At 68.2% G+C, this 22,226-nt stretch carries 24 protein-coding genes and 1 tRNA gene; 4 read left to right on the top strand and 21 right to left on the bottom strand.

Annotation, left to right across the window (positions count from 1 at the left end):
* Positions 1 to 510 precede the first annotated feature (510 nt).
* The 4 genes from ACTMTI_RS50090 to ACTMTI_RS50075 form a co-directional block, all read right to left on the bottom strand.
* Positions 511 to 1,005, bottom strand: coding sequence for a hypothetical protein (locus tag ACTMTI_RS50090; protein ID WP_441127971.1), 495 nt, complete (start codon positions 1,003 to 1,005; stop codon positions 511 to 513).
* Positions 1,002 to 1,502: a hypothetical protein gene (locus ACTMTI_RS50085; RefSeq protein ID WP_441127970.1), complete on the bottom strand. Its 501-nt coding sequence runs from the start codon at positions 1,500 to 1,502 to the stop codon at positions 1,002 to 1,004. Before ACTMTI_RS50085 ends, ACTMTI_RS50090 begins: the two co-directional genes overlap by 4 nt.
* Before the next feature lie 136 nt (positions 1,503 to 1,638).
* Positions 1,639 to 2,640, bottom strand: a complete 1,002-nt coding sequence (locus ACTMTI_RS50080) for an ABC transporter ATP-binding protein (RefSeq protein WP_441127969.1) — start codon at positions 2,638 to 2,640, stop codon at positions 1,639 to 1,641.
* Between the two features lie 127 nt (positions 2,641 to 2,767).
* Positions 2,768 to 3,334 (bottom strand): TetR/AcrR family transcriptional regulator, encoded by a 567-nt coding sequence (locus tag ACTMTI_RS50075; protein WP_441127968.1) that lies wholly within the window; start codon positions 3,332 to 3,334, stop codon positions 2,768 to 2,770.
* An 86-nt stretch (positions 3,335 to 3,420) separates the two neighbouring features.
* Here ACTMTI_RS50075 and ACTMTI_RS50070 point away from each other — a divergent pair, with 86 nt between their 5' ends.
* Positions 3,421 to 3,810 carry a nuclear transport factor 2 family protein gene (locus ACTMTI_RS50070; protein ID WP_441127967.1) on the top strand — a complete coding sequence of 130 codons (390 nt, stop codon included), beginning with the start codon at positions 3,421 to 3,423 and terminating at the stop codon, positions 3,808 to 3,810.
* Positions 3,811 to 3,855: 45 nt separating this feature from the next.
* On the opposite strand, the gene ACTMTI_RS50065 is transcribed toward ACTMTI_RS50070, so the two are convergent.
* From ACTMTI_RS50065 to ACTMTI_RS50025, 9 genes are all read right to left on the bottom strand, one after another.
* Positions 3,856 to 5,598, bottom strand: a complete 1,743-nt coding sequence (locus tag ACTMTI_RS50065) for a glycosyltransferase family 39 protein (protein ID WP_441127966.1) — start codon at positions 5,596 to 5,598, stop codon at positions 3,856 to 3,858.
* A gap of 365 nt (positions 5,599 to 5,963) precedes the next feature.
* The gene (gene rplL, locus ACTMTI_RS50060; protein WP_441127965.1) at positions 5,964 to 6,353 is read right to left on the bottom strand and encodes a 50S ribosomal protein L7/L12; all 390 of its coding nucleotides are present in this window, start codon (positions 6,351 to 6,353) and stop codon (positions 5,964 to 5,966) included.
* A 72-nt stretch (positions 6,354 to 6,425) separates the two neighbouring features.
* A complete protein-coding gene (gene rplJ, locus ACTMTI_RS50055; RefSeq protein ID WP_441127964.1) occupies positions 6,426 to 6,950 on the bottom strand; it encodes a 50S ribosomal protein L10 in 525 nt (174 codons plus the stop codon).
* Between the two features lie 239 nt (positions 6,951 to 7,189).
* Positions 7,190 to 8,011 carry an LppX_LprAFG lipoprotein gene (locus tag ACTMTI_RS50050; RefSeq protein WP_441127963.1) on the bottom strand — a complete coding sequence of 274 codons (822 nt, stop codon included), beginning with the start codon at positions 8,009 to 8,011 and terminating at the stop codon, positions 7,190 to 7,192.
* 425 nt (positions 8,012 to 8,436) lie between these two features.
* Complete coding sequence (gene rplA / locus ACTMTI_RS50045; RefSeq protein WP_441127962.1) at positions 8,437 to 9,156, bottom strand: 50S ribosomal protein L1; 720 nt, start codon at positions 9,154 to 9,156, stop codon at positions 8,437 to 8,439.
* Between the two features lie 64 nt (positions 9,157 to 9,220).
* Positions 9,221 to 9,652, bottom strand: coding sequence for a 50S ribosomal protein L11 (rplK, locus tag ACTMTI_RS50040; protein ID WP_441127973.1), 432 nt, complete (start codon positions 9,650 to 9,652; stop codon positions 9,221 to 9,223).
* A 121-nt stretch (positions 9,653 to 9,773) separates the two neighbouring features.
* Positions 9,774 to 10,538 carry a transcription termination/antitermination protein NusG gene (nusG, locus tag ACTMTI_RS50035; protein WP_441127961.1) on the bottom strand — a complete coding sequence of 255 codons (765 nt, stop codon included), beginning with the start codon at positions 10,536 to 10,538 and terminating at the stop codon, positions 9,774 to 9,776.
* Positions 10,539 to 10,618: 80 nt separating this feature from the next.
* Entirely contained in the window at positions 10,619 to 10,864 is a 246-nt protein-coding gene (gene secE, locus ACTMTI_RS50030; RefSeq protein ID WP_441127960.1) for a preprotein translocase subunit SecE, read from the bottom strand.
* 78 nt (positions 10,865 to 10,942) lie between these two features.
* A tRNA-Trp gene (locus tag ACTMTI_RS50025) sits at positions 10,943 to 11,015 on the bottom strand.
* A gap of 157 nt (positions 11,016 to 11,172) precedes the next feature.
* On the opposite strand from ACTMTI_RS50025, the gene ACTMTI_RS50020 reads away from it, so the two are divergent.
* Complete coding sequence (locus ACTMTI_RS50020) at positions 11,173 to 12,381, top strand: pyridoxal phosphate-dependent aminotransferase (RefSeq protein ID WP_441127959.1); 1,209 nt, start codon at positions 11,173 to 11,175, stop codon at positions 12,379 to 12,381.
* A gap of 141 nt (positions 12,382 to 12,522) precedes the next feature.
* Here ACTMTI_RS50020 and ACTMTI_RS50015 read toward each other — a convergent pair whose 3' ends face one another.
* Together ACTMTI_RS50015 and ACTMTI_RS50010 are read right to left on the bottom strand one after the other, a co-directional pair.
* Complete coding sequence (locus tag ACTMTI_RS50015; protein ID WP_441127958.1) at positions 12,523 to 13,008, bottom strand: hypothetical protein; 486 nt, start codon at positions 13,006 to 13,008, stop codon at positions 12,523 to 12,525.
* Positions 13,009 to 13,048: 40 nt separating this feature from the next.
* Complete coding sequence (locus tag ACTMTI_RS50010; protein WP_441127957.1) at positions 13,049 to 13,621, bottom strand: hypothetical protein; 573 nt, start codon at positions 13,619 to 13,621, stop codon at positions 13,049 to 13,051.
* An 87-nt stretch (positions 13,622 to 13,708) separates the two neighbouring features.
* On the opposite strand from ACTMTI_RS50010, the gene ACTMTI_RS50005 reads away from it, so the two are divergent.
* The gene (locus tag ACTMTI_RS50005; RefSeq protein ID WP_441127956.1) at positions 13,709 to 14,731 is read left to right on the top strand and encodes an adenosine deaminase; all 1,023 of its coding nucleotides are present in this window, start codon (positions 13,709 to 13,711) and stop codon (positions 14,729 to 14,731) included.
* On the opposite strand, the gene ACTMTI_RS50000 is transcribed toward ACTMTI_RS50005, so the two are convergent.
* Both ACTMTI_RS50000 and ACTMTI_RS49995 read right to left on the bottom strand, forming a co-directional pair.
* The gene (locus tag ACTMTI_RS50000; protein WP_441127955.1) at positions 14,720 to 15,625 is read right to left on the bottom strand and encodes a hypothetical protein; all 906 of its coding nucleotides are present in this window, start codon (positions 15,623 to 15,625) and stop codon (positions 14,720 to 14,722) included. The two genes, ACTMTI_RS50005 and ACTMTI_RS50000, sit on opposite strands and share 12 nt — an antisense overlap.
* Positions 15,612 to 16,151, bottom strand: coding sequence for an RNA polymerase sigma factor (locus tag ACTMTI_RS49995; RefSeq protein ID WP_441127954.1), 540 nt, complete (start codon positions 16,149 to 16,151; stop codon positions 15,612 to 15,614). The genes ACTMTI_RS50000 and ACTMTI_RS49995 overlap by 14 nt, the downstream gene beginning before the upstream one ends.
* A gap of 115 nt (positions 16,152 to 16,266) precedes the next feature.
* Here ACTMTI_RS49995 and ACTMTI_RS49990 point away from each other — a divergent pair, with 115 nt between their 5' ends.
* Positions 16,267 to 17,010: a class I SAM-dependent methyltransferase gene (locus tag ACTMTI_RS49990; protein ID WP_441127953.1), complete on the top strand. Its 744-nt coding sequence runs from the start codon at positions 16,267 to 16,269 to the stop codon at positions 17,008 to 17,010.
* A gap of 33 nt (positions 17,011 to 17,043) precedes the next feature.
* Here ACTMTI_RS49990 and ACTMTI_RS49985 read toward each other — a convergent pair whose 3' ends face one another.
* From ACTMTI_RS49985 to ACTMTI_RS49970, 4 genes are all read right to left on the bottom strand, one after another.
* A complete protein-coding gene (locus ACTMTI_RS49985; protein ID WP_441127952.1) occupies positions 17,044 to 17,934 on the bottom strand; it encodes a carbohydrate ABC transporter permease in 891 nt (296 codons plus the stop codon).
* Complete coding sequence (locus tag ACTMTI_RS49980) at positions 17,934 to 18,818, bottom strand: carbohydrate ABC transporter permease (protein ID WP_441127951.1); 885 nt, start codon at positions 18,816 to 18,818, stop codon at positions 17,934 to 17,936. Before ACTMTI_RS49980 ends, ACTMTI_RS49985 begins: the two co-directional genes overlap by 1 nt.
* Positions 18,819 to 18,887: 69 nt before the next feature.
* On the bottom strand, positions 18,888 to 20,147 hold the full coding sequence (locus ACTMTI_RS49975; protein ID WP_441127972.1) for an extracellular solute-binding protein: 1,260 nt from the start codon (positions 20,145 to 20,147) through the stop codon (positions 18,888 to 18,890).
* A 200-nt stretch (positions 20,148 to 20,347) separates the two neighbouring features.
* Complete coding sequence (locus tag ACTMTI_RS49970) at positions 20,348 to 22,219, bottom strand: acyl-CoA dehydrogenase family protein (protein WP_441127950.1); 1,872 nt, start codon at positions 22,217 to 22,219, stop codon at positions 20,348 to 20,350.
* Positions 22,220 to 22,226: the final 7 nt, after the last annotated feature.

Raw genomic sequence — 22,226 nt, 5'->3', positions numbered from 1 at the left:
ACGCGCGAATGAGACGCGACGGGGACCAGCGGGTACGGCGGAGGCGTTGCGCGAGGCTGCCAACAGATGTCCTTCCGAGGGCTCGCGGCGGACTGACTACACGCACGCCAGACAACCTCGCAACGTGAGCAAGCATCGCGGGTCGTCAAAGGGCAGCGCAAAGGGGCAGTGTAGCCGAACGGCACACGCCTGTCCACTTCGCTCTCGCTGCATGCTTCACGTTGCTCGCAGCATCGCCCGTTCAGGCGGAAACGTCAAGCCCACAAGCCCGACTTTTAGCCGACTAGGGGCCCGGACGCTGGGTTTTCTCCCCTGTGTGATCAGTCGCTTACCGCCAGGCCCAAGACGATACCCGCGAACGGGGGCGGTTAACGCTCCGTCACACCAGGGGTCGAACCCATGCCGACAACCGGTGTAGCTGTGACTGGAGTACCCCTATCAAGGGCTTCACCAAACCAGATTTTTGGTAACAATTGAAGGAAGCGGCACGCCCACGGGTCCCGGAGCGGATCAGGCGGTCCCCAGCAAGGTCGACAGGTCGGCCACCAGCCAGCGCGAGTCCCGCCGCACCATGACGAACCTCGCCCGGCTCTGCGCGAACTGCCGTTCGAGCTCTTCGCCAGGAGCCTCCCTGACCGTACCAGTGTTCACGAACAGCAGAATTTCGACGCGGTCGGGCTCGGCCCGCTCGACCCCCGCGGCCGCCACGGACACGGTCTGCACGATCTTCTGCGCCTTGGCCCGCGAGACCAGGGTCGTGGCCAGATCCTTGTAGTGCTTGGTCAGCGCGCCGGTGGTGTGCGCGCCGGCCCGCGCCAGGTCCTTCTCGACGGTGCGGTAGTCGTAGGAGAGCAGGTCCGGTGCGACCCGCTTGGCCGCCGCCATGGCCTCCACGCCGGCCGCGTCGGCCGCGCGCAGGTCGCGCAGGTTGAACCACATCGTCGGCACCAGCACCGCGCCCGCGGCCACGAGGACGGCGAGCAGGACGATCGTGAAAATCCTCACAGCACCTGCACCGCCTTCGACACCCGCCAGCCGTCGCCGACCTTGGCCAGGTCCATCGACCACCGGTAGTACCGCTCCTGCGGCGCGCTCTTGGATCCGTCCCAGCGGATCTCCACATCGGCCACGACCAGCACCTTGGCCGTGACGTCGGTCAGCGAGACGAGCCCGGTGGCGCGCAGCACGCCGTGCTGGACGACCTTGTTGGCGACCGTGGTGGACTTGAGCTTGCCGGCGTTGGCGGCGTATTCGGCCCTCGCCGGACCGGTCGAGGTGTCGAGGATCCGTTGCAGATCGGCGTCGACGGTGCGGTAGTCGAGCGAGATCAGGTTCTTGGCGTGGGTTCCCGCCACCAGGAGCGCCGCCTCCTTGTCGCCTGCCCTGCCCTGCTCATCGCGCGCCTGCGCGGCGACCCACACGCCCGTGCCGACGAGCACCGCCAGCACCCCGCTGAGCGCCGCGATCAGGATGCGAGCGGGCCGCGCAGCGAGTCCCGCCACGTCTGCTCACCCCTTCCCGGCCGGTCGCCGGATCATAACCCGCGACCCGCTCCTGGGGCCCCCGAATCAACGCAGCCGGTAAGGCGCTCGCCTCACGGCCACCTGTCCAGGTGCACCGCCGCAGGGGCGCTACGATCTACGCGATGCCGTGCAGGTGGGCGTTGATCAGGCGGGGATACTCATCCAGCCAGTTGCGCCCGCGCTCGTCCACGAACGAGCCCTGGGGCGGGAGCACGCCGTTGGCCGCCAGCCAGGTGCCCGGCGGCTGCTGGGAGCGGCGAATGCGGTTGCCGGTGGGCATGAGCTGCGGCGGGATCGGCGGAAGGGTGCCGGGATCGTGCCCCAGGCGCGCCTCGGCCTCCAGCTCGGAGATGTCCTTCTCCTCGGACATGCCGATCGGCCCGTGCTTCCTGGCGTTGAGGAACTGCCGCACGACCGGCTCGTCGCTGGACAGCAGCATCTCCCGCGGCCCGAACATGACCAGCTCGCGCCTGAAGAGCAGCCCGATGCTGTCGGGGACCGTACGGGCGGTGTTGATGTCGTGCGTCACGATCAGGAACGTCGCCTCGACCTCGGCGTTGAGATCGACGATGAGCTGGTTGAGGTACGCGGTCCGTACCGGATCGAGCCCGGAGTCCGGCTCGTCGAACAGGATGATCTCCGGGTCGAGCACCAGCGCCCGGGCCAGCCCCGCGCGCTTGCGCATGCCGCCGGAGATCTCCCCCGGCAGCTTGCGCTCCGCGCCGAGCAGGCCGACCAGCTCCATCTTCTCCATCACGATCTGGCGGATCTGGGACTCGGTCTTCTTGGTGTGCTCGCGCAGCGGGAAGGCGACGTTGTCGTAGAGGTTGAGGGAGCCGAACAGCGCGCCGTCCTGGAACAGCACGCCGAAGAGCCTGCGCAGCTCGTAGAGCTTGTTCTCGGAGCAGTTGGCCAGGTCGTAGCCGTCGATCCAGATGTGGCCGCGATCCGGCCGCAGCAGCCCGACCAGCGTCTTGAGGAAGACCGACTTGCCGGTGCCCGAGGGGCCCAGCAGCACCGAGATCTGGCCGGCGGGCAGCGTGAGCGAGACATCCTCCCAGATGACCTGCCGCCCGAACGACTTGGTCAGTCCATCGACCACGACTTCGACGCCCACCGGCCACCTTCCCGATCACAGGGAGCATCCAGGAGATAACTTAACGCAAACTTTACCGCCGAGCTGCCATCACCGTAGCGACGTTCCACAGAATTGAAACTGGATCCAATAACTTGTTACCGGGCGGTTATCGGACCTCGGGTCCAGTAAGTGCCAACAGGCTCGGGCGCAGCACTCGCGCGATCTCCTCCCGCGACACTTCGCGAAGTTCGTCCAGCTCCAGCAACTGGTGCCCGACTGTCACGCCGAGCATGATCGCCACTGTCAGCGCGGCCCGCAGCCGCGCATCGTCGCCCGGGATGGACTGCGCGAGCCGGTCGATCTGCCTGCCGAGCGCCTCCCGCGCCGACGTGGCCGCCTCGGGGTGCGTGAGCATGGAGCGCATCATGGCCAGCGTTCCCTGCGGCAACTCGCCCATTTTGACGTCGAGTGTGCCGAGCACCTGCTCGACCAGCTCGTCGGCGCTCAGCCCCGCGGCAGGATCCGGCGTCACGCGGACGGCCTGCCGGAAGAGCTCCTGCTTGTTGCCGAAATACTGCATGACCAGGGCGGGATCGACTTCGGCCGCCTTGGCGACGGCCCTGATGGTGGTGCGCTCATATCCCGCATCCGCGAAGAGCCGCCTGGCCGCGTCGAGGATCCTGCCCTCGGTCTTGCGCCGCCTCTCGGCCCGCGGAAGCACTCTCTCGCCCACGCTCAGACTCTACATGCGTTGACCTATCAGACTTTTTCGCTCTACGCTCGTTGAGTCAACGCCTGTTGAGCGAAAGAGGTCCTCGCATGTCCATCGACGAGATCGTCAGCCGCTACCACGACGCCATGCTCCACAAGTCGGCCGACGAGCTGGCCGAGCTCTACGCGGAGGACGGGTTGCACGAGTTCCCGTTCGGCGGGTGGCCGCCGTACAAGGGGCGGGAGGAGATCCGCGCGGGGTACCGCGCGACATGGGGTACGACGCCGTTCGAGGTCCAGGAGGTACGCCGACTCGCGCTGCACCGGACGGAGGACTCCGAGGTCGTGGTGGTGGAGCACGTCGTGGACGGCACGGCCGGGGATCGGCGGATCACGGTGCCGGGGCTTCTGGTGTTCCGGATCAGGAACGGCCAGATCGTCCACACGAGGGACTACATGGACGGCACCGCCGTCGCCCGGGTCCGGGCCGCCGGTTAGCTGCCCGGACCGTGGCCCTGCCCGTCCTGCTACGGCTCGGCGCGGTCAGGGCTGGGTCGTGAGGTCGTAGACGGCGGTGCCGCCGACCGTGGTGGCGGTGAAGGTCTCCTGCACCCAGGCCGCGATCTTCGCCGCGTCGTCGCTGCCACCCGTGTCGCCACCGCGCCCGAATCCCATGCCGGCGCCGAGGAAGTAATGGATCTTCTTCTCGGCCACGTACTTCTTGAACTGCTCCAGCGTCGGCGCGGGGTCGGTGCCGTTGAACCCGCCCACCGCCATCACCGGCACATCGCCGGCGAGTTGGTAGCCGGCCGCGTTGTTGGACCCCACGGTCGCCGCCGCCCACGTGTAGCCGGACGCGCCGTCCTTCAGCAGCGCGGTCAGCGCGGCGGCCGGCGTGCCCGCGTTGAGCAACCCGCCCATGCCGCCCCGGCGCATTCCACCCGTGCTCATCCCGCCGCCAGCCTGGCCCGGTCCGCCACCGCCCGGTGGCAGCCGGAACGCCTGGCCGCCTCCCCCAGGCCGCGGGAACCCGCCACCGGTGGAGGGCCCGGCCGTCGGGATGGCTCCGGTGTGCGGCGACGCGGCGGTGTCCACGGCGTAGGCCGCCGGTCCCGCCAGGCAGGCCGCCAGGGCGAGCGCGACCACGGCGAGGACGCGGCGCGTGAGAAGCAGCGCCAGCGCCGCCCCCAGCCCCGCCGCCAGCACGGCGACACCCAGCCATGAGTTCCACTCGGAACTGCGGGACAGCAGCACGTACGACCACACGGCCGTCCCCGCCGTCAGCACGGCGAGCAGCGGGCGGGCCCCCCGCTCCCAGAGCAGGGCGACCCCCATGCCGACCAGCACCGCGATGGCCGGAGCCAGCGCGACGGTGTAGTACGCGTGGAAGATCCCCTGCATGAGGCTGAACACCAGCCCGGTCACGATCAGCCAGCTGCCCCACACCCAGAAGGCGGCGCGCACGGGATCGGCCCGTGTCGCCCGCCGGGTGAGCCAGATGGCCGCGACGAGCAGCACCAGCGCCGCCGGCAGCAGCCAGGAGATCTGCCCGCCGGCCTCGGTGTCGAACATCCGCAGCAATCCGGCCTGCTGGTTCAGGTTTCCCAGCCCGCCGTATTCGTCGCCGTTGAGCCGCCCGATGCCGTTGTAGCCGAGCGCCAGCTCCAGCACGCTGTTGGTTTGGGAGCCCCCGATGTAGGGCCGTTCCGACGCGGGCACCAGCGCCACCGCCAGCAGCCACCATCCGGCCGCGGCCACCATGGCCGCACCGGCGAGCAGCAACTGCCGCACGCGCCTCCAGAAGGCCACAGGCGCCGTGACAAGGTAGACCAGCGCGAACCCCGGCAGCACCACGAACGCCTGGAGCATCTTCGCCAGGAAGGCGAACCCGATCGCCGCCCCCGCCAGCACCAGCCACCGGGTGGCGCCGCGCTCCTGCGCCCGCACCACGCAGTAGCCGGCGGCGGTCAGCAGCAGCACCAGCATCGCGTCCGGATTGTTGAACCGGAACATCAGCACGGCCACCGGCGTGAGCGCCATGACGGCCCCGGCCAGCAACCCCGCCCAGGGCGCGAACAGCCTGCGTACGGAGGCGTACACCAGGGCCACGGTGCCGACGCCCATCAACGCCTGGGGTATGAGGATCGCCCAGGAGTTCAGCCCGAACAGCCGCACGCTGAGCACCATCGGCCACAGCGAGGCGGGCGTCTTGTCGACGGTTATCGCGTTCGAGGCGTCCGAGGCCCCGAAAAAGAACGCCTTCCAGCTCTGGCTGCCGGCCTGCACGGCCGCGGAGTAGTACGGATTGGCCCATCCGGAGGCGCCCAGGCCCCAGATGTAGAGGATGCCGGCGCCTATGAGCAGGCCCGCCAGCGCCCAACGAGACTTGGCTGGGACGGATCCACGGCGAAGCGAGGACCTCGGTCGAAGCGCGCCGAGCGGAGCTCGGCCAGAAAACTCGGTAACCACACCCGGCACGCTAAGCAAGCCGGTTGGCGGGGCCATGAGACGCCCATGAGAATCTCCTGAGCCCCTGCCCGGACCCTTCGGAGGCTGCTCCCAGAACAGTCCTGACATGCGAAAAGAGACGGCACACCCGGCACCAGGGTGCAGCCGCCTCTTTTCGAAGAGCTTTTTGCGTGAAGGAGAAACTACTTCACGGTCACGGTGGCGCCGGCGCCCTCGAGGGCAGCCTTGGCCTTCTCCGCCTGCTCCTTGTTGACCTTGCCGTCGAAGACGTTCTTCGGAGCGCCGTCCACCAGGTCCTTGGCCTCCTTGAGGCCCAGGGACGTGAGGGCGCGGATCTCCTTGATGACCTGGATCTTCTTGTCGCCGGCAGCCTCGAGGATGACGTCGAACTCGTCCTGCTCCTCAACGGCGGCGGCCTCGCCACCACCGGCGGCGGGGGCGGCGGCAACCGCGACGGGGGCGGCGGCCTTGACGTCGAAGACCTCTTCGAACTGCTTCACGAACTCGGACAGCTCGAGGAGGGTCATCTCCTTGAACGTGTCGAGCAGCTCGTCGGTGCTGAGCTTCGCCATGATGCTTTCCTTACGTTTAGGACCTGCAGAAAACTAGGAACGGGACCGCGGTGTGTTGCGGCAACCCCCGTGTTACTCGCCCGCTTCTTCGCGCTTCGCGCGGAGGGCGTCGGCCAGCTGAGCCATTTGCGTGGGTAGCGCGGCGAACATCGCGGCAGCAGCGCTCTGCTTCGCCTTGAGCGCACCGGCAAGCTTCGCGAGGAGGACCTCGCGGGACTCGAGGTCGGCGAGCTTGGTGATCTCGGTGGCGTCGAGCGTCTTGCCCTCGAGCACGCCGCCCTTGATCACCAGAAGGGGATTGGCCTTGGCGAAGTCACGCAGACCCTTGGCCGCCTCGACGACGTCGCCCTTGACAAAGGCGACGGCGGTCGGGCCGATCAGCAGGTCGTCCAGACCCGTCACGCCGGCCTCGTTGGCCGCGATCTTGGTCAGGGTGTTCTTCGCCACGGCGAACTTCGCATTCTCACCGAGAGAGGTGCGCAGCTCCTTGAGCTGCGCGACGGTGAGACCGCGGTACTCGGTCAGAACGGCGGCGCTGCTGCCCTCGAACTCGTTCTTGAGCTCGGCAACCGCTGTCGCCTTATCCGGCCTCGCCATGGGCCTCCTTCCAGATGTGCCGCCGGAGAAGGCCCTATACATGAGAACAGCCCCGGGCGCAGGGCGCACACGGGGCTCGCACACACGGATCAACCATGTGGGAAACTCGCATCACACCTGCGCGGGTCGTCCACATGTCGTGGAACCTTCGGCCGCCAGGCTTTGAGGCACCTGACGACGACCGGCGGTCTTCGGCAACGACCAGACTACGTGCTGGCCGCCGAGTTTCCAAATCGCTCTCAGTTGGTCGTGCTCTTGGGCAGCTCGCCGACCTGCTCAGCAGGCGGGGCCTCGATGGTGACGGGCTTGTTGAAGTCCTTGAAGAACAGGGTCGCGTCGAGCGTGGCGCCCTCCTTGGAGCCGTTCAGCGCCAGCTTGCGCGGCAGGCCGTCGGCGGCCACCCAGATGTCGAACTTGACGTCCTTCAGCTCGGCGAGGTTGGTCCTGGCCTGCTCCTGCTTGTCGGCAGGCAGCAGCAGCACGGCCGCGTCGACCGGGAAGGTACCGCTGTAGTGGGTGGTGTCCTCGCCGTTGACGCTCTCGTTGCCGACCGACTTCACGTCCTGCGAGGCCGTGACGAGCTTGGTCACGTTGGCGAGGTCGAATTGCTGGATCTGGGACAGGTACTGGTTCACCTGCGCGGAATCGCCCATCTCGGTGAGCGGCACCTTGATCCATGGCTTGGTGGCGCCCACGAGGTCCTTGAGCGCCTCGACCTTGACGTAGACGACGTCGCCCTGCAGCACGGCGCGCACGCCGCCCGGCAGGCTCCTGTCGCCCATGTCGACGGTGTCCAGGGTGAGGTCCACGGCGAGCTGGGGCTTGCTCTGGTAGAGCATGCGCCCCTGCACCCGGCCGGTGCCTTCCTGGGAGTGGGTCGCGTTCACCACGGCGTCGACCGTGTAGCTCGTGACCTCCGCCGTCTTCTGCGCAGCCTGGGCGAGCACCTCCGAGGCGGCCAGGTTGACCTGGATGGGCTGGGCCGTCGAGCCACAACCGGCGACCGCGGCCACGACGAGTGCGGCGCCGGCCGCGGCGAGACCTATCGTGCGCTTCAACATGTCTTGACCCTACTTTTAAGTTCCGGCTCCGTAGCGCCTTCCCCACACAATTAGGGGAAAACCCAGGGTTATCCCCTACACATCCCACACATTCCCTCCACAACTCCCCACAAGCCCACACCCGGCCAAGCAAGGCTCCGCGGAGGGCGTCGGGAACGCCACCCCGGTCGTGGGAAGGCAGCAGCGGAGCCAACGCCGGAAAGCGGTGCCCGAATGCACGAACGTCCGAATTCCTGAGTGACAGAGCGCACGTAACGGCGCTCAGCCACTGAAGGGTCAGAGGCCGTTTTCCTGGAGGGCCCTCAGCCGAAGTGCGGCGGGTAGCGGTCGCCACGGCTTGCCGTAAAAACAAGAAAGCCACCCCCGGCGCACGAAAAGGCCCCCGCCCGAAGAAATCGGGCGGGGGCCTTCGCAGAACCGGAGGATCAGCCTTCCAGCTCGGCGGTGATCCCACGGGTGACGTTGGGGTCGACCGGGACGCCCGGGCCCATCGTCGTCGAGAAGGTGACCTTCTTCAGGTAACGGCCCTTGGCCGCGGACGGCTTGAGACGCAGCACCTCGTCGAGGGCGGCGGCGTAGTTCTCCAGGAGCTCGCGCTCGCCGAACGACGTCTTGCCGATGATGAAGTGCAGGTTGGCCTGCCGGTCGGTGCGGAACTCGATCTTTCCGCCCTTGATCTCCGTCACGGCCTTGGCGACGTCGGGCGTCACGGTGCCGGTCTTCGGGTTGGGCATGAGACCGCGCGGGCCGAGCACACGGCCCAGGCGACCGACCTTGCCCATCAGGTCAGGGGTGGCCACGACGGCGTCGAACTCGTTGAGCCTGTTGCCCTTGGAGATCTCGTCGATCAGCTCGTCGGCGCCGACGATGTCGGCGCCCGCCTCGCGGGCCGCCTCGGCACGGTCACCGGTCGCGAAGACCAGGACCCGGGCGGTCTTACCGGTGCCGTGCGGGAGGTTGACCGTGCCGCGCACGATCTGGTCGGCCTTGCGAGGGTCGACGCCCAGCCGCAGCGCGACCTCGACGGTGGCGTCGAACTTGGTGGTCGACGTCTCCTTGGCCAGCTTCGCTGCCTCGGTGGGCGAGTAGAGCTTGTCGCGGTCGACCTTGGCGGCCGCGTCTTTGTGCGCCTTGCTGCGCTGCATTTCTGACTCCTAGTGGTGTACGGGCCGGTGTTCAGCCGGCCCTCCCACGACTTCTGGGAAGGACTTACTCGGCGACCGTGATGCCCATCGACCGGGCGGTGCCGGCGATGATCTTCTCGGCTGCCTCGATGTCGTTGGCGTTGAGGTCGGGCATCTTCGTCTCGGCGATGCTGCGCAGCTGCTCGCGGCTGAGCTTGCCGACCTTGTCGCGGTGCGGGACCGCGCTGCCCTTGTCGAGACCGAGAGCCTTCTTGATCAGCTCAGGCGCCGGCGGCGTCTTGGTGATGAAGACGAAGCTGCGGTCTTCGAAAATGGTGATCTCAACGGGGATGATGTTGCCCCGCTGAGCCTCCGTCGCAGCGTTGTACTGCTTGACGAAGTCCATGATGTTGACGCCGTGGGGACCGAGGGCGGTACCCACGGGCGGCGCCGGCGTGGCCTGGCCTGCAGGCAGCTGCACCTTGACCAGCGCGGCAATTTTCTTCTTCGGAGGCATTTGTCCTTCTCCGGGTCCTGATTGCGATGCTTGCCGGGACTGCGGATGCAGCCCTGACATGTCGGAAGGCCACCCTTCGCGACAGGGCGGCCAGCCGAACGTCTAAGTGTATGTGATGGCCTTAGATCTTCGAGACCTGGTTGAACGAGAGCTCGACCGGGGTCTCGCGACCGAAGATCGACACCAGCACCTTGAGCTTCTGCGACTCGGGGCTGATCTCGCTCACCGAGGCCGGCAGCGTGGCGAACGGGCCGTCCATGACCGTGACCGACTCGCCGATCTCGAACTCGACGGTCGGGCCGGTGGCGGTCTTGGCCGCGGCCTTCTTCGTCTCCTCGGTCGGCTCGGGCGCGAGCAGCTTGGCGACCTCGCTGAGACTGAGCGGGCTCGGCTTGTTGGACAGGCCCACGAAGCCGGTCACGCCGGGCGTGTTACGCACGGCGGCCCAGGACTCGTCGGTCAGCTCCATGCGCACCAGCACGTAGCCGGGCAGCACGCGCTCCTTGACGGGCACCTTCTTGCCGCTCTTGAACTCCTGGACGGTGTGCGTCGGCACCTCGACCTGGTAGATGTAGTCCTCCATGTTGAGCGACACGTTGCGGCTCTCGATGTTGGACTTCACGCGGTTCTCGTAACCGGCGTAGGAGTGGATGACGTACCACTCGCCGGGCAGGCCGCGGAGCGAATCCTTGAACTCCTCGACAGGGTCGATGTCGGGAAGAGCAGAACCGTCCTCGACGGCGGAAGCCTCGACATCGGCTGCCTCGTCGCTCTCCGCGACCTCGGCCTCCTCGATGGCCGCCTCGGCGGCCTCGTCAGTGGCCTCTTCCAGCTCGTCGCCCCACTCGTCGCGGGACTCCTCCGCCGGAACTGAAGACTCGGACACGGTGACTCTTCCTCTTTCGTCTTATCGATTCAGCTCGTATCGAATGGCGACTCCGTCAGGCGAAACCGGCGGTGTCTGGGTCAGGCCCCACCGAAGACGCGGAGGACCGCCCATCCCAGGGCGCTGTCGAGCCCGTACACGATGGCAACCATGATCAGAACGAATATCAGAACGACCGTCGTATAGGTGACGAGATCCTTGCGTGTCGGCCAAATGACCTTGCGAAGCTCGTTGACGACCTGCCGGTAGAAAAGGGCAGGTGAAGTGCGTGTCTTCTTTTCGCCACTGGGCTTGTCTGCGGCCTCGCCGCGCGTGTCGATCGCCACAGTCCTCACCTGATTCGTCGTATCCAACGCAGTTATTGCGGCGCGCTAACACGCCTATCATTGCGCGGACCGCACTCGCAGGGCACGAGGGACTCGAACCCCCAACCGCCGGTTTTGGAGACCGGTGCGCTACCAATTGCGCCAGTGCCCTATGTCGTCAACCAGACTACCCTGATCGACTCACTGCCTGGACCGAACCGCTCGCCGACATGCGGCGGAAGGACCAGGCGAAAGCATACGGGGGAATGCCCAGTACGTCGAACCCAAACCTGATCGCCCAGGTCACGAGCGCGTGGGACGATGGGAGCATGTCGATCCGACCTCGCATCTCCGCAAGAATCTCCGCGATTTCCGAGTCCGCCACGCTCGCCGTGGACGCCAAGGCGAAGGCCATGAAGGCGGCCGGACGCCCCGTCATCGGCTTCGGCGCGGGCGAGCCCGACTTCTCGACGCCCGGCTACATCGTCGAGGCGGCGATCGAGGCGGCCCGCGACCCCCGCTTCCACAAGTACACCCCGGCGGGCGGCCTGCCGGAGCTCAAGCAGGCCGTCGCAGCCAAGACGCGGCGCGACTCCGGCTACGCCGCCGAGGCCTCGCAGGTCCTGATCACCAACGGGGGCAAGCAGGCGGTGTACGAGGCGTTCGCGACGCTGCTCGACCCGGGTGACGAGGTCCTGGTCGTCGCCCCCTACTGGACGACCTACCCCGAGGCGATCAAGTTGGCCGGGGGCGTCCAGGTCGACGTCGTGACCGACGAGTCGACCGGCTATCTGGTGAGCGTGGAGCAGCTGGAGGCGGCGCGGACCGAGCGCACGAAGGTCCTGCTGTTCGTCTCGCCGTCCAACCCGACGGGCGCCGTCCACTCGCGCGAGGAGACGGTGGCGATCGGCCGCTGGGCGGCCGAGCACGGACTGTGGGTCGTCACGGACGAGATCTACGAGCACCTCGTGTACGGCGGCGCCGAGTTCACCAGCATCGCCACCGCCGTCCCCGAGCTGGGCGACCGGGTCGTGATCCTCAACGGCGTGGCCAAGACCTACGCGATGACGGGCTGGCGGGTCGGCTGGCTGATCGGCCCGGCCGACGTGGTCAAGGCCGCCACCAACCTGCAGTCGCACGCCACTTCCAACGTCTCCAACGTCGCCCAGATGGCGGCGCTGGCCGCGGTGTCCGGTGACCTGTCGGCGGTGGCCGAGATGCGCACGGCGTTCGACCGGCGGCGCCACACCATGGTGCGGATGCTCAACGAGATCCCGGGCGTCTACTGCCCGGAGCCGAAGGGGGCGTTCTACGCGTACCCGTCGGTCAAGGAGCTCATCGGCAAGGAGCTGCGGGGCAGGCGTCCCCAGTCGTCCAGCGAACTGGCCGAGCTGATCCTGGAGGAGGCGGAGGTGGCGGTGGTGCCCGGGGAGGCGTTCGGGACGCCGGGCTACTTCCGCCTGTCATACGCGCTGGGCGACGACGACCTGGTCGAGGGCGTCAGCCGCCTGGCCAAGCTGCTGGGAGAGGCCCGCTGAGCCGCGGCGCCATCAGGGGACGCCCGCGGCTTTAAGTGATGCCTGCAGCTTCAGGTGACGCTGCGGCTTGTTGTGATGCCTACGGCTTGAGGTGATGCTGCGGCTTGAGGTGATGCTGCGGCTTGAGGTGATGCTGCGGCTTCAGCTGATGCCTGCGGCGATTTGTCTGATGTGAGGGGCCAGGCCGGGTGTCGCGCCGATGTAGACGGCGGTGCCCGGCCGCTCCAGCCACATGAAGTTACGCAGGCCGCGCCGGGTGGTCCAGCGCAGCGCCGGCTTGCCCTCATACGTCGTCAGCGTCGAGCTGGCGACCAGCGTGACGAACTGCTCGGCCGTACGCACGCCGCACACGACGCCGACGTACAGCTGCTCGTCGTTCTGGCGCCAGACCAGACCCTTGACCTTGATTCGGCGGGTGAGCGAGGCCAGGCGGGCGAACGAGCCCACCCGGGTCAGGCCCGCCGGCATGGCGGGGAGCCGGACTCCGGTGGCGTCGCAGGACAGCGTGAGGGCCGGGCTCGTGGCCGGTGCGGGCGGGCGCGGCGTGGGGCGGGATTCCGGCACGTCGTCCGCGCACCCGCACCCGGCGAGCACGACGACGAGGAGCGCTGCCGCCAGACGCCGCATCAACCCCCCATGACATGAGCAGATACCCAGGAAAGGGGTCCTAGTCTCCTACAGGAGTCCTGACTGAGGCGGCGACTGCGACCAGTTCCTTACCGAGCGATTCGCTGACCCTGATCCACGCCCCGGCGCCCGGACGTTCCAGCCAGACGATCACACGCCCGCCGCCCGGATGCCTGCCGGCTACCGCGGGCTTGCCGCGTACGGTGGTGCTGCGGGCGTCCAGCACGGTGGCTCGCGCACGGTAGCGCCGCCAGTCGGCGGCCTCGGGGCCGTGGTCGACCCGCGCCTCGACGAACGTGTCCGCGGAGCCGAACCTGGCCCAGCCGCCCCCGTGCTCGATCGCTCCCCCGCCGCTGCGTCCGAGCCCGCCGGGCAGGTACGTGAGCCAGAGTCCACCGGTGATCACCGCCGGCGCGGCGTCGGGAGCCGCGACGGCCACCGCCGAGCCGGCGCGGGGGATCGTGAGCGTGGTCGGCACGGCGATGGGCTCCGGCGTCTCCGCGACAGGGCGCGGCGGACGTCCGAACCCCGAGGCGAAGAGCCCGTAGATGATGAGCGCCGTCACCGCGAGCGCCAGCGCCGCGAGCGCCGCCCGCCATCCCTCCGGGATCATGGTTCGTTGATCCCCCACCACGCCCCATCCGTACCATGCGGTTGGTCGCCGCCGAACCCTGCCCAGGGTGAATGGCAAGATAGGCAAATGCCACGGCCCCTAGACGCGCTTCCCAAAGCTCATCTCCACCTGCACTTCACCGGCTCGATGCGGCACACCACGCTGATCGAGCTTGCCAGGGAGCAGGGGCTGCACCTGCCCGACGCGCTCGAGGACGACTGGCCGCCCAAGCTGCGGGCCACCGACGAGCGCGGCTGGTTCAGGTTCCAGCGGCTGTACGACATCGCCAGGTCCGTGCTGACCAAGCCGGAGCACGTCTACCGGTTGATGCGCGAGACGGCCGAGGACGAGGCGCGGGCCGGGTCGCGATGGCTGGAGATCCAGGTGGACCCCTCGGGTTACGCGCAGCGGTTCGGCGGGCTGACGGCCACGCTCGAACTGACGCTCGACGCCGTACGCCAGGCGGCCGAGCACGCCGGGATCGGAATGGCGGTGGTCGTGGCGGCGAACAGGACCAGGCATCCGCTCGACGCGAACACCCTGGCCAGGCTGGCCACGCAATACGCCGACAAAGGCGTGGTCGGGTTCGGGCTGTCCAACGACGAGCGCCGGGGCCAGGCGCGGGATTTCGAGCGGGCGTTCCGGATCGCCAAGCGGGGCGGGCTGCTGGCCGTGCCGCACGGCGGCGAGCTGATGGGGCCGCGCAGCGTGGCGCAGTGCGTGGACGATCTGGGGGCGGACCGGATCGGGCACGGAGTGCGGGCGGCGGAGGACGAGTGGCTCATGCACCGGCTGGCCGACCGGCAGATCTGCTGCGAGATCTGTCCTACCTCGAACCTGGGGCTGGGCGTCGCCGAGCGGGCCGCCGACCTGCCGGTGCGGCGGCTGTTCGACGCGGGCGTGCCGATCGCGCTGGGGGCGGACGACCCGCTGTTGTTCGGCGCGCGGCTGCTGCGGCAGTACGAGCTGGCCAGGGACGTCTACGGCTTCAGCGACGCCGAATTGGCCGAGCTGGCGCGGCAGTCCGTACGATCGTCGGCGGCGCCGGAGTCCGTACGCAAGGAGCTGTTCAAGGGCATGGACGAGTGGCTCACGGGCTCATTCGAGTGATCCGGCGATCCTGACGGCCTCCTCCTTGGTCTTGACGCCTTCCAGTCGGAAGGTCAGCGTGTCCTGCTGCCAGATGAGGGTCGGCCCCGCCTGGCGCAGCGGCACCTGGGTGCCGTCCTGCCGCTTGATGTAGCCCAGCGGATGCGCCCCTGGCAGCCACCACGCCTGGTACGGGCCGACGTCCACGTAGTCGGGATGCGGCGGGCCGACCTTCTTGAAGAAGTACGGGTCCACGCCGCCGTCGAACTGGTCGAGCCTGATGCCGTCCGGCCAGAACATCGACACCACCCTGCCGTTGTCGGCGACGGACGCGCTCTGGGGCGGGCCGAGCCGGGACGGGGTCCTGACCTGGAACCTCACCAGGCGCGCGGCCTCGGACGGGGACACCGTCCGCTCTCCTGGCAGCGGGGCCGTGGTGGTGACGGGTTCGGGCGGGGTGTCGCCGATCTGGAGCTCGATTCCGGCGAAACGCAGGATCTGCACCACGGCGGCCCGGCCCTGGGGGGTGGCGGCCGTGACGGCGATGACAGCTATGACGACGGCCGCCACGATCTTCCACCGCGCCCGCCGCCCGCGCCGCGCCGGAGGCCGCCGCCCATCATCCCGCCGCCCCGGCCGTCGCGGGTGCGGCCTGACAGCGGTGGTGTGGGGGCCATGCGCAGGATCGGGCTCTTCGCCGGCGGCGCCCGCATCGGTGGCAGCCGCGGCGTCAGCGGCAGCGTCGGCAGCCGCGGCGTCAGCATCGGCAGCCCCGGCGTCCGCGGCAGCGGCAGCGTCGAGGCGGGCGCGGACGGCGGCGGCCACGTCGGCCGGCGGCGGGGCAGGCACGTCGAGGAGGTCGCCGAGCGCCAGCAGTTCGGCTTCCAGGTCGTCGAAAGGCTCACGCGAACTCATTGCCCACCTCCTCCCTCAACCGGGCCAGCCCACGATGCGTGCTGGATTTGACGGTGCCGACCGGCCAGTCGAGCACCTGCGCCGTCTCCGCCTCCGTCAGCTGTAAGAAGTACCGGCACACGACGGCCTGGCGTTCCCGCTCGGGCAGCCCGCGTACCGCGACCAGTAACCGCGCACGCCGGTCGGTGGCCATGGCCGCGCCCTCGGGATCGTCGGGCGCCACGGGGTCGGCGGTGGCGCCGAGCCGCAAGGCCAGCTCGGCCCGCCGTCCCCGCGACCTCGTCAGGTTGTGCGTCTCGTTCACAACGATGCGCAGCAGCCACGGCCGGAACGGCGCGTCCCTGCGGAAGCTCGCCAGATGCCGGAACGCCTTGACGAACGCCTCCTGCACGACGTCCTCGGCTTCGTCCCCGGCCCCCATCATGTACGCGGTACGGTGGGCAAGCGCGCTGTAGCGGGCGACCAGCGCCTCATAGGCCGCTAAGTCACCGTCGAGCGAGCGGGCGATCGCCTCGTCGTCGTCCATGGCGAGTCAGATTCCACCGCATCCGAGTGCCGCGGGGGAAGGGGTGTCTTGCCCCTCATCCCCGGCAAGGGCATTAGACTCGGGCAATCCATGAGCCCCTAGAAGGAACGGGATTATGTCATCTGGGTATGACCGTGTAGTCCAACCGGCGGCCGGTGACGAGGCCCTGGAGAACCACCTAGGTGGGGACGAGGCCAAGAACTATCGGCAGTACGAGTTCGACATGGTCGCCCCGCACGTCGGCCGGTCGATGCTGGAGATCGGCTCCGGGCTCGGCCACTTCGCCGAGCAGTTCCTGCCCCGGCTCGACAGGCTCGTCGTGAGCGACTTCGACCCCTACTGCGTCGAACAGCTGGCCAAGCGCTTCGAGGGCCGCGACGACATCGACGTCCTGCAGTTCGGGCTGCCGACCGACATCCCGCTGAAGGACAAGGTCGACACCGTCGTCATGATGAATGTCCTCGAGCACATCGAGGACGACGCCGAGGCGCTGCGTTCGCTGGCCCGTGTCACGCTGCCGGGCGGGCGGATCATCATCTGGGTGCCGGGCTACATGCAGCTCTACGGTGACTTCGACCGCAAGGTCGGCCACGTCCAGCGCTACACGCCCAAGACTCTGGGCACCACGGTCGCCAAGGCGGGGCTGGACATCGAGGTGCTCAAGCCGATCAACTTCCTGGGCGGCATCGCCTGGTGGGCGGCGGTGCGCCGGGGTGGCGTCGGCTACCCGGACCCGCGGCTGGTCAAGATCTACGACCGGACGGTGGTCCCGCTGACCCGCCTGATCGAGCGGTTCATGCGGCCGCCCTTCGGCCAGACGGTGTTCTGCGTGGCCCGGGTGCCCAAGAAGAAGGACTAGTGGCGGGGGGAGGCCCGGTCGGCCTCCCCCGTCTCACTTGATCGACCCTGCGGTCAGCCCGCCGACCACCTTGCGCTCGATCAGCGCGAACAGGATGATCACCGGGATGGTGGCGATCACGGACCCGGCGAACAGGTTCTGCCAGTCCACCTGATACTGGCCGATGAACGAGTTGAGCGCCACCGTGAGCGGCTGGTTCGCCTGGCTCGTGGTCAGGGTCAGCGCGACCACGAACTCGTTCCACGCCGCGATGAACGTGAAGATCAGCGCGGTGATGACGCCCGGCATGGCCAGCGGCAGCGTGATCCTGAACAGCGCGCCGAAGCGCCCGTTCCCGTCGATGAACGCCGCCTCCTCCAGCTCACGCGGGATCGAGGCGAAATACGCGTTCAGGATCCACACCGCGAACGCCAGGTTGAACCCGCCGTTGACCAGGATCAGCGACCAGATCGAGTCCACCAGCCCGAACTGGAAGAACTCGCGGTAGATGCCGACCACCATGGCCGTGGGCTGGAACATCTGAGTGATCAGCACGAGGATCAGGAACGCGGTGCGCCCCCTGAAGTTGTGCCTGGCCGAGTAGTACGCCGCGGGCAGCGCCACCAGCAGCACGAGCACCGTCGAGCCCGCGGCCACCTTCATCGTCACCCACAGGTTGCCGGCCAGGCCGCTGCTCCAGAAGTTGGTGAGGTTGGACCACACCCACTCCTCCGGCCAGAACGTCACGTCGCGCAGCGAGTCCTGCGAACGCAGCGAGGTGAGCAGCATCACCAGGTAGGGGAACAGGAAGATGAAGGCGACGACGTACGCGCTGGCCGCCACCAGCACCGTCTTGACTCGCGGCAGCTGACGCTGCACGGCCCCCCTCTGCCTGCTGACATGGGGGTGCGGCCTGGCCTTCGGCGGCATCGTGTTGACGGCCATCACGCCACCTCCTTGTTCCACCGCGACACCTTGAGGAAGATCACGGTCAGCACGATCACCATGCCGAAGTTGACGACGGACATGGCTGCCGATTCACCGATGTCGGATCCCTTGAGGATGAACATGAGGATGGTCGAGGTGGCCGTCGAGTATCCCGGCTGGCCGTGCGTCATCGCCCAGATGATCGGGAAGCTGTTGAAAACGTTCATGACGTTGATGAGGGCCGCGACGGTGAGCGCGGGACGCAGTAGCGGCAGCGTGATCGACCAGTACGTCCGGAACCGTCCGGCCCCGTCCATCTTGGCCGCCTCGTACACGTCACTGGGGATCGTTGCGAGGCCGGCCAGCAGCGCGTACGTGGTGAACGGCACCGACACGAACACCGCGACGAACACCAGCCACGGCATGGCGGTGGAGCCGTCGCCGAGCTGGTCGGCCGCGGCGCCGCCCATCGCGTCGATCAGTCCCAGCTTCAGCCGGATCTGGTTGATCACGCCGACCTCGGGGTCGAGCATCCACTTGAAGATGATGGCCGTCATCAGCACCGAGGCGGCCCACGGTGCGATCAGCGCCCACCGGGCCACCTTGCGCAGCGGAAAGCGCTGGTTGAACAGCTGGGCGAGGGCCAGCGAGATCAGCACGGTGCAGACGACGACCGCGACGACCCAGATCACGCTGCGGGACATGATGTCGGCGAAGTCCTTCTCGCCGAACAACTTGTCGTAGTTCGCCAGCCCGTTGTATCCGCGTTCCACGCCGAAGCGGCTGATCTCGAGGAACGACGACCTGATCATCTCGACCACGGGCCAAAGCACGACCACTGCGATCAGCACGATGGCGGGCCCGACCCAGGCGAGGGGCTCGAGGGCGCGCAACCTTCTCATGAGGCACCTTTCCAGGACGGTACGGCCGGCGCAGGCAGAACAGCGCCGGCCGTACGGATCCCCGATGAATCAGCTGGCCGCTTCGGCGGTCTTCTGGAGCTCACCGAGGACCTTGGCCGGGTCGTCCTTGACGGCCCCGCCGATGGTCTGCTTGATCGCCGGGTTCACCGTGGCCCACTTGGGGTCCTGGAACGGGTAGAAGCTGGCGTTGGGCAGCGCGTCCAGGAACGGCTTGAGCTTCTCGTCACCCGACAGCTTCTGGATGCCGCTGTTGGTGACGGGCAGCAGCTTGTAGGTGTCGGAGATCTTCTGCGCGGCGGTGCCGCTGTAGAAGAAGTCGAAGAACTTCTTGATCTCGGCGGCGCGGCCGTTCTTGTTGAAGGCCATGATCCAGTCCATGACGCCGAGCGTGGTGTCGAGCGGTCCGGCCTTGCCGGGGATGGGCGCGACGCCGTAGTTCTTCAGGCCGGCCGCGTCGAAGATCGGGATCGACATGGGGCCGCCGTTGACCATGCCGACCTTGCCGGCGCCGAAGTCCTCCCAGACCGTCTTGCGGTCCTTGGTGCCCGGGTTCGGGGTGGTCAAGCCGGCGTCGACCAGGCCCTTCAGGTACGTGAAGGTCTCGACGTTCTGCGGCGAATTGATCGCCCAATTGCCGGAGGCGTCCTTGTAGCCGCCGCCGTTGCCGAGCATCCACAGGAAGGACTCGGCCTGGGCCTCTTCCTGGCCGAGCGGCAGGCCGAACGGCTGGGTCACGCCGGCCGCCTTCAGCTTCTCGGCCGCGGCCTTGGCCTCGTCCCACGTCTTCGGCGGCTCGGCGATGCCGGCCTTGGCGAACAGGTCCTTGTTGTAGAACAGGGCGCGGGCGGAGGAGACGAACGGGATGCCGTACGCGGCCCCGTCCACCTTGCCGAACTCGGCGAACTTCTGCAGCATGTCGCCGGAGACGTTCGGGGACAGGACCTCGTCGACCTTGTGGAGCAGCCCGTCCTTGACGAAGCCCGAGTAGTCGCCGGTCTGCAGGATGTCGGGCACCTGGCCGTTCTGGACCATGGTGGCGACCTGCTTGTCGATGTCGTTCCAGTTGATGACCTGGACCTCGACCTTGATGTTCGGGTTCGCCTTGGTGAACTCGTCGGTGACGCCCTTCCAGAACGTCTCGCCCGAGTTGGGCTTGCCGGGGCCATCGCCGTAGTCGGCGGCGACCATCTTGAGCGTGACCGTGCCGTCGCCCGATGCCTGGGTGGCGCCGCCGGAGCCGCCGGAGCCGCAGCTGGACAGGACCAGTACCGTGGCAAGGCCGAGCGCGGCGCCGCCCACAAGCTTCATGTTCACTGGAGATACCGCCTTCTCGTCGGACGGGTGACGCTGGTCCGTACCAGCCACCGGACCCCGCCCTGGGGGGATGGGGACGCGCGAGGCGCGCTTGCGTCAGAGTAAGCCTGCGCAAACGAAGCGGTCTATACCGGCTCGTCTCGATTTGGAAACACTCTTACCAGAAAAGCCTCACTTCCGGTCTAGACCGGTCGTCAGAGGATCTTCCGCCGGACGTTCTCCTCGCCGGATGGCGTGCCGATCCACGGCCCCTCGATGGACGGGTCGAGGATGCCCTCCTCGACGAAGCCGTAGCGGCCTTCGAGCACGTAGCCGGCCAGCCGCGCGTCCTGCTCGTCGCTGTTGTCCCAGAGCCGGTCGAACAGCGCCTCCACGCGGTGCCGCGCCTGGCGGCAGAACGTGTCGGCCAGCTCGTACGGCCTGCGCCCCAGATCCCTGGAGTCCTCCGCGGCCTTGACGCAGGCGGCGGTCATGGCGAACAGCTCGGCCCCGATGTCGACGAGCCGGCCGAGGAACGACTGTTTGTGCTCCAGCTTGCCCTGCCAGCGGGACATGCCGTAGAAGGTGGACCTGGCCAGTTTCCTGCTGGTCCGCTCCACGAAGCGCAGGTGCCCGGCCAGCGGCCCGAATCCGGCGTACGCGGTGGGCAGGTTGCCGGTGCCGGCCACCAGCGTGGGCAGCCACTTGGCGTAGAAGCGGCTGGCCCGTCGCAGGGCTTGGGCGCGCTCCTGGCGGGAGGCCTCCGGGTTGATCAGCTCCCCGGCGGCCGACAGATGAGCGTCCACCGCCTCCCGGGTGATCATCAGGCGCATGATCTCCGAGGAGCCCTCGAAGATGCGGTTGATGCGCGCGTCGCGCAGCATCTGCTCGGCCGGCACGCCGCGCTCCCCGCGGGCGGCCAGCGACTCGGCCGTCTCGAAGCCGCGCCCGCCCCTGATCTGGACCAGTTCGTCCAGCGCCTGGTACGACAGCTCCGTCGCGTACAGCTTGGCCAGCGCGGCCTCGATCCTGATGTCGTTGCGCCGGTCGTCGGCCAGGCGGCTGGTGAGCTCCGTGACGGCTTCGAGCGCGTACGCGGTGGCCGCGATGAAGGCGATCTTGGTGGCCACGGCCTCGTGCCGGCCGATCTTGCGCCCCCACTGCTCGCGGGCGTTGCCCCACTCGCGGGCGATCTTGACTGCCCACTTGGCGCTGCCCGCGCACACGGCAGGGAGCGACAGGCGGCCGGTGTTCAGCGTGGTGAGCGCGATCTTGAGGCCCTCTCCCTCGCGCCCGATGCGGTTCCTGGCCGGCACCCGTACCTGGGAGAACTCGGTGACGCCGTTCTCGATCCCGCGCAGCCCCATGAATTCGTTGCGGCGCCTGACCGTGATGCCCGGGGTGTCCGCCTCGACCACGAACGCGCTGATCTTCTTGCCGGTCCTGGCCATGACCACGAGCAGCTCGGCGACGACGCCGTTCGTCGTCCACAGCTTGACGCCGTTGAGCACGTAGTCGTCGCCGTCGAGGACGGCAGTGGTGGACAGCCGGGCCGGGTCGGACCCGACATCAGGCTCGGTAAGCAGGAATGCCGAAATTTCGCCCGCCGCGCACCTTGGCAGGAATTCTCGCTTCTGTTCCTCGGTGCCGAACAGCTTCAGCGGCTGCGGCACCCCGATCGACTGGTGCGCCGACAGCAGCGTCGCCAGCGCCGGGCAGTACGAGCCGAGGAGCATGAGGGTGCGGCAGTAGTACAGGTAGGGAAGCCCGAGCCCGCCGTACTCCTCCCCGATTGTGATCCCGAACGCCCCGAGCCCGGCCAGCCCCTTGACGACCTCGTCGGGCACCTGGGCGGTCCGCTCGATGAGCGCGGGATCGACGTGCGCGTCGAGATAGCGCCGCACCGTCCTGACGAACTCCTCGCCCCGCTTGGTCGCCTCGTCGGACAGCGTGGGGACCGGATGCACCAGATCCAGCCGGAAGTCGCCGAGGAACAACTGCTTGCCGAAGCTGGGCCGGGTCCATTCCTTCTCGCGCGCCTGCTCGCCGACCGCTCTGGACTCCGCGTACTTGGCCTGCTCGGTCATAGCACCT

Origin of the sequence: Nonomuraea sp. H19, assembly GCF_052068215.1 — a bacterium.
In the GTDB taxonomy this organism is placed as follows: Bacteria; Actinomycetota; Actinomycetes; order Streptosporangiales; family Streptosporangiaceae; genus Nonomuraea.
This window is presented reverse-complemented; position numbering and strand designations above follow the sequence as displayed.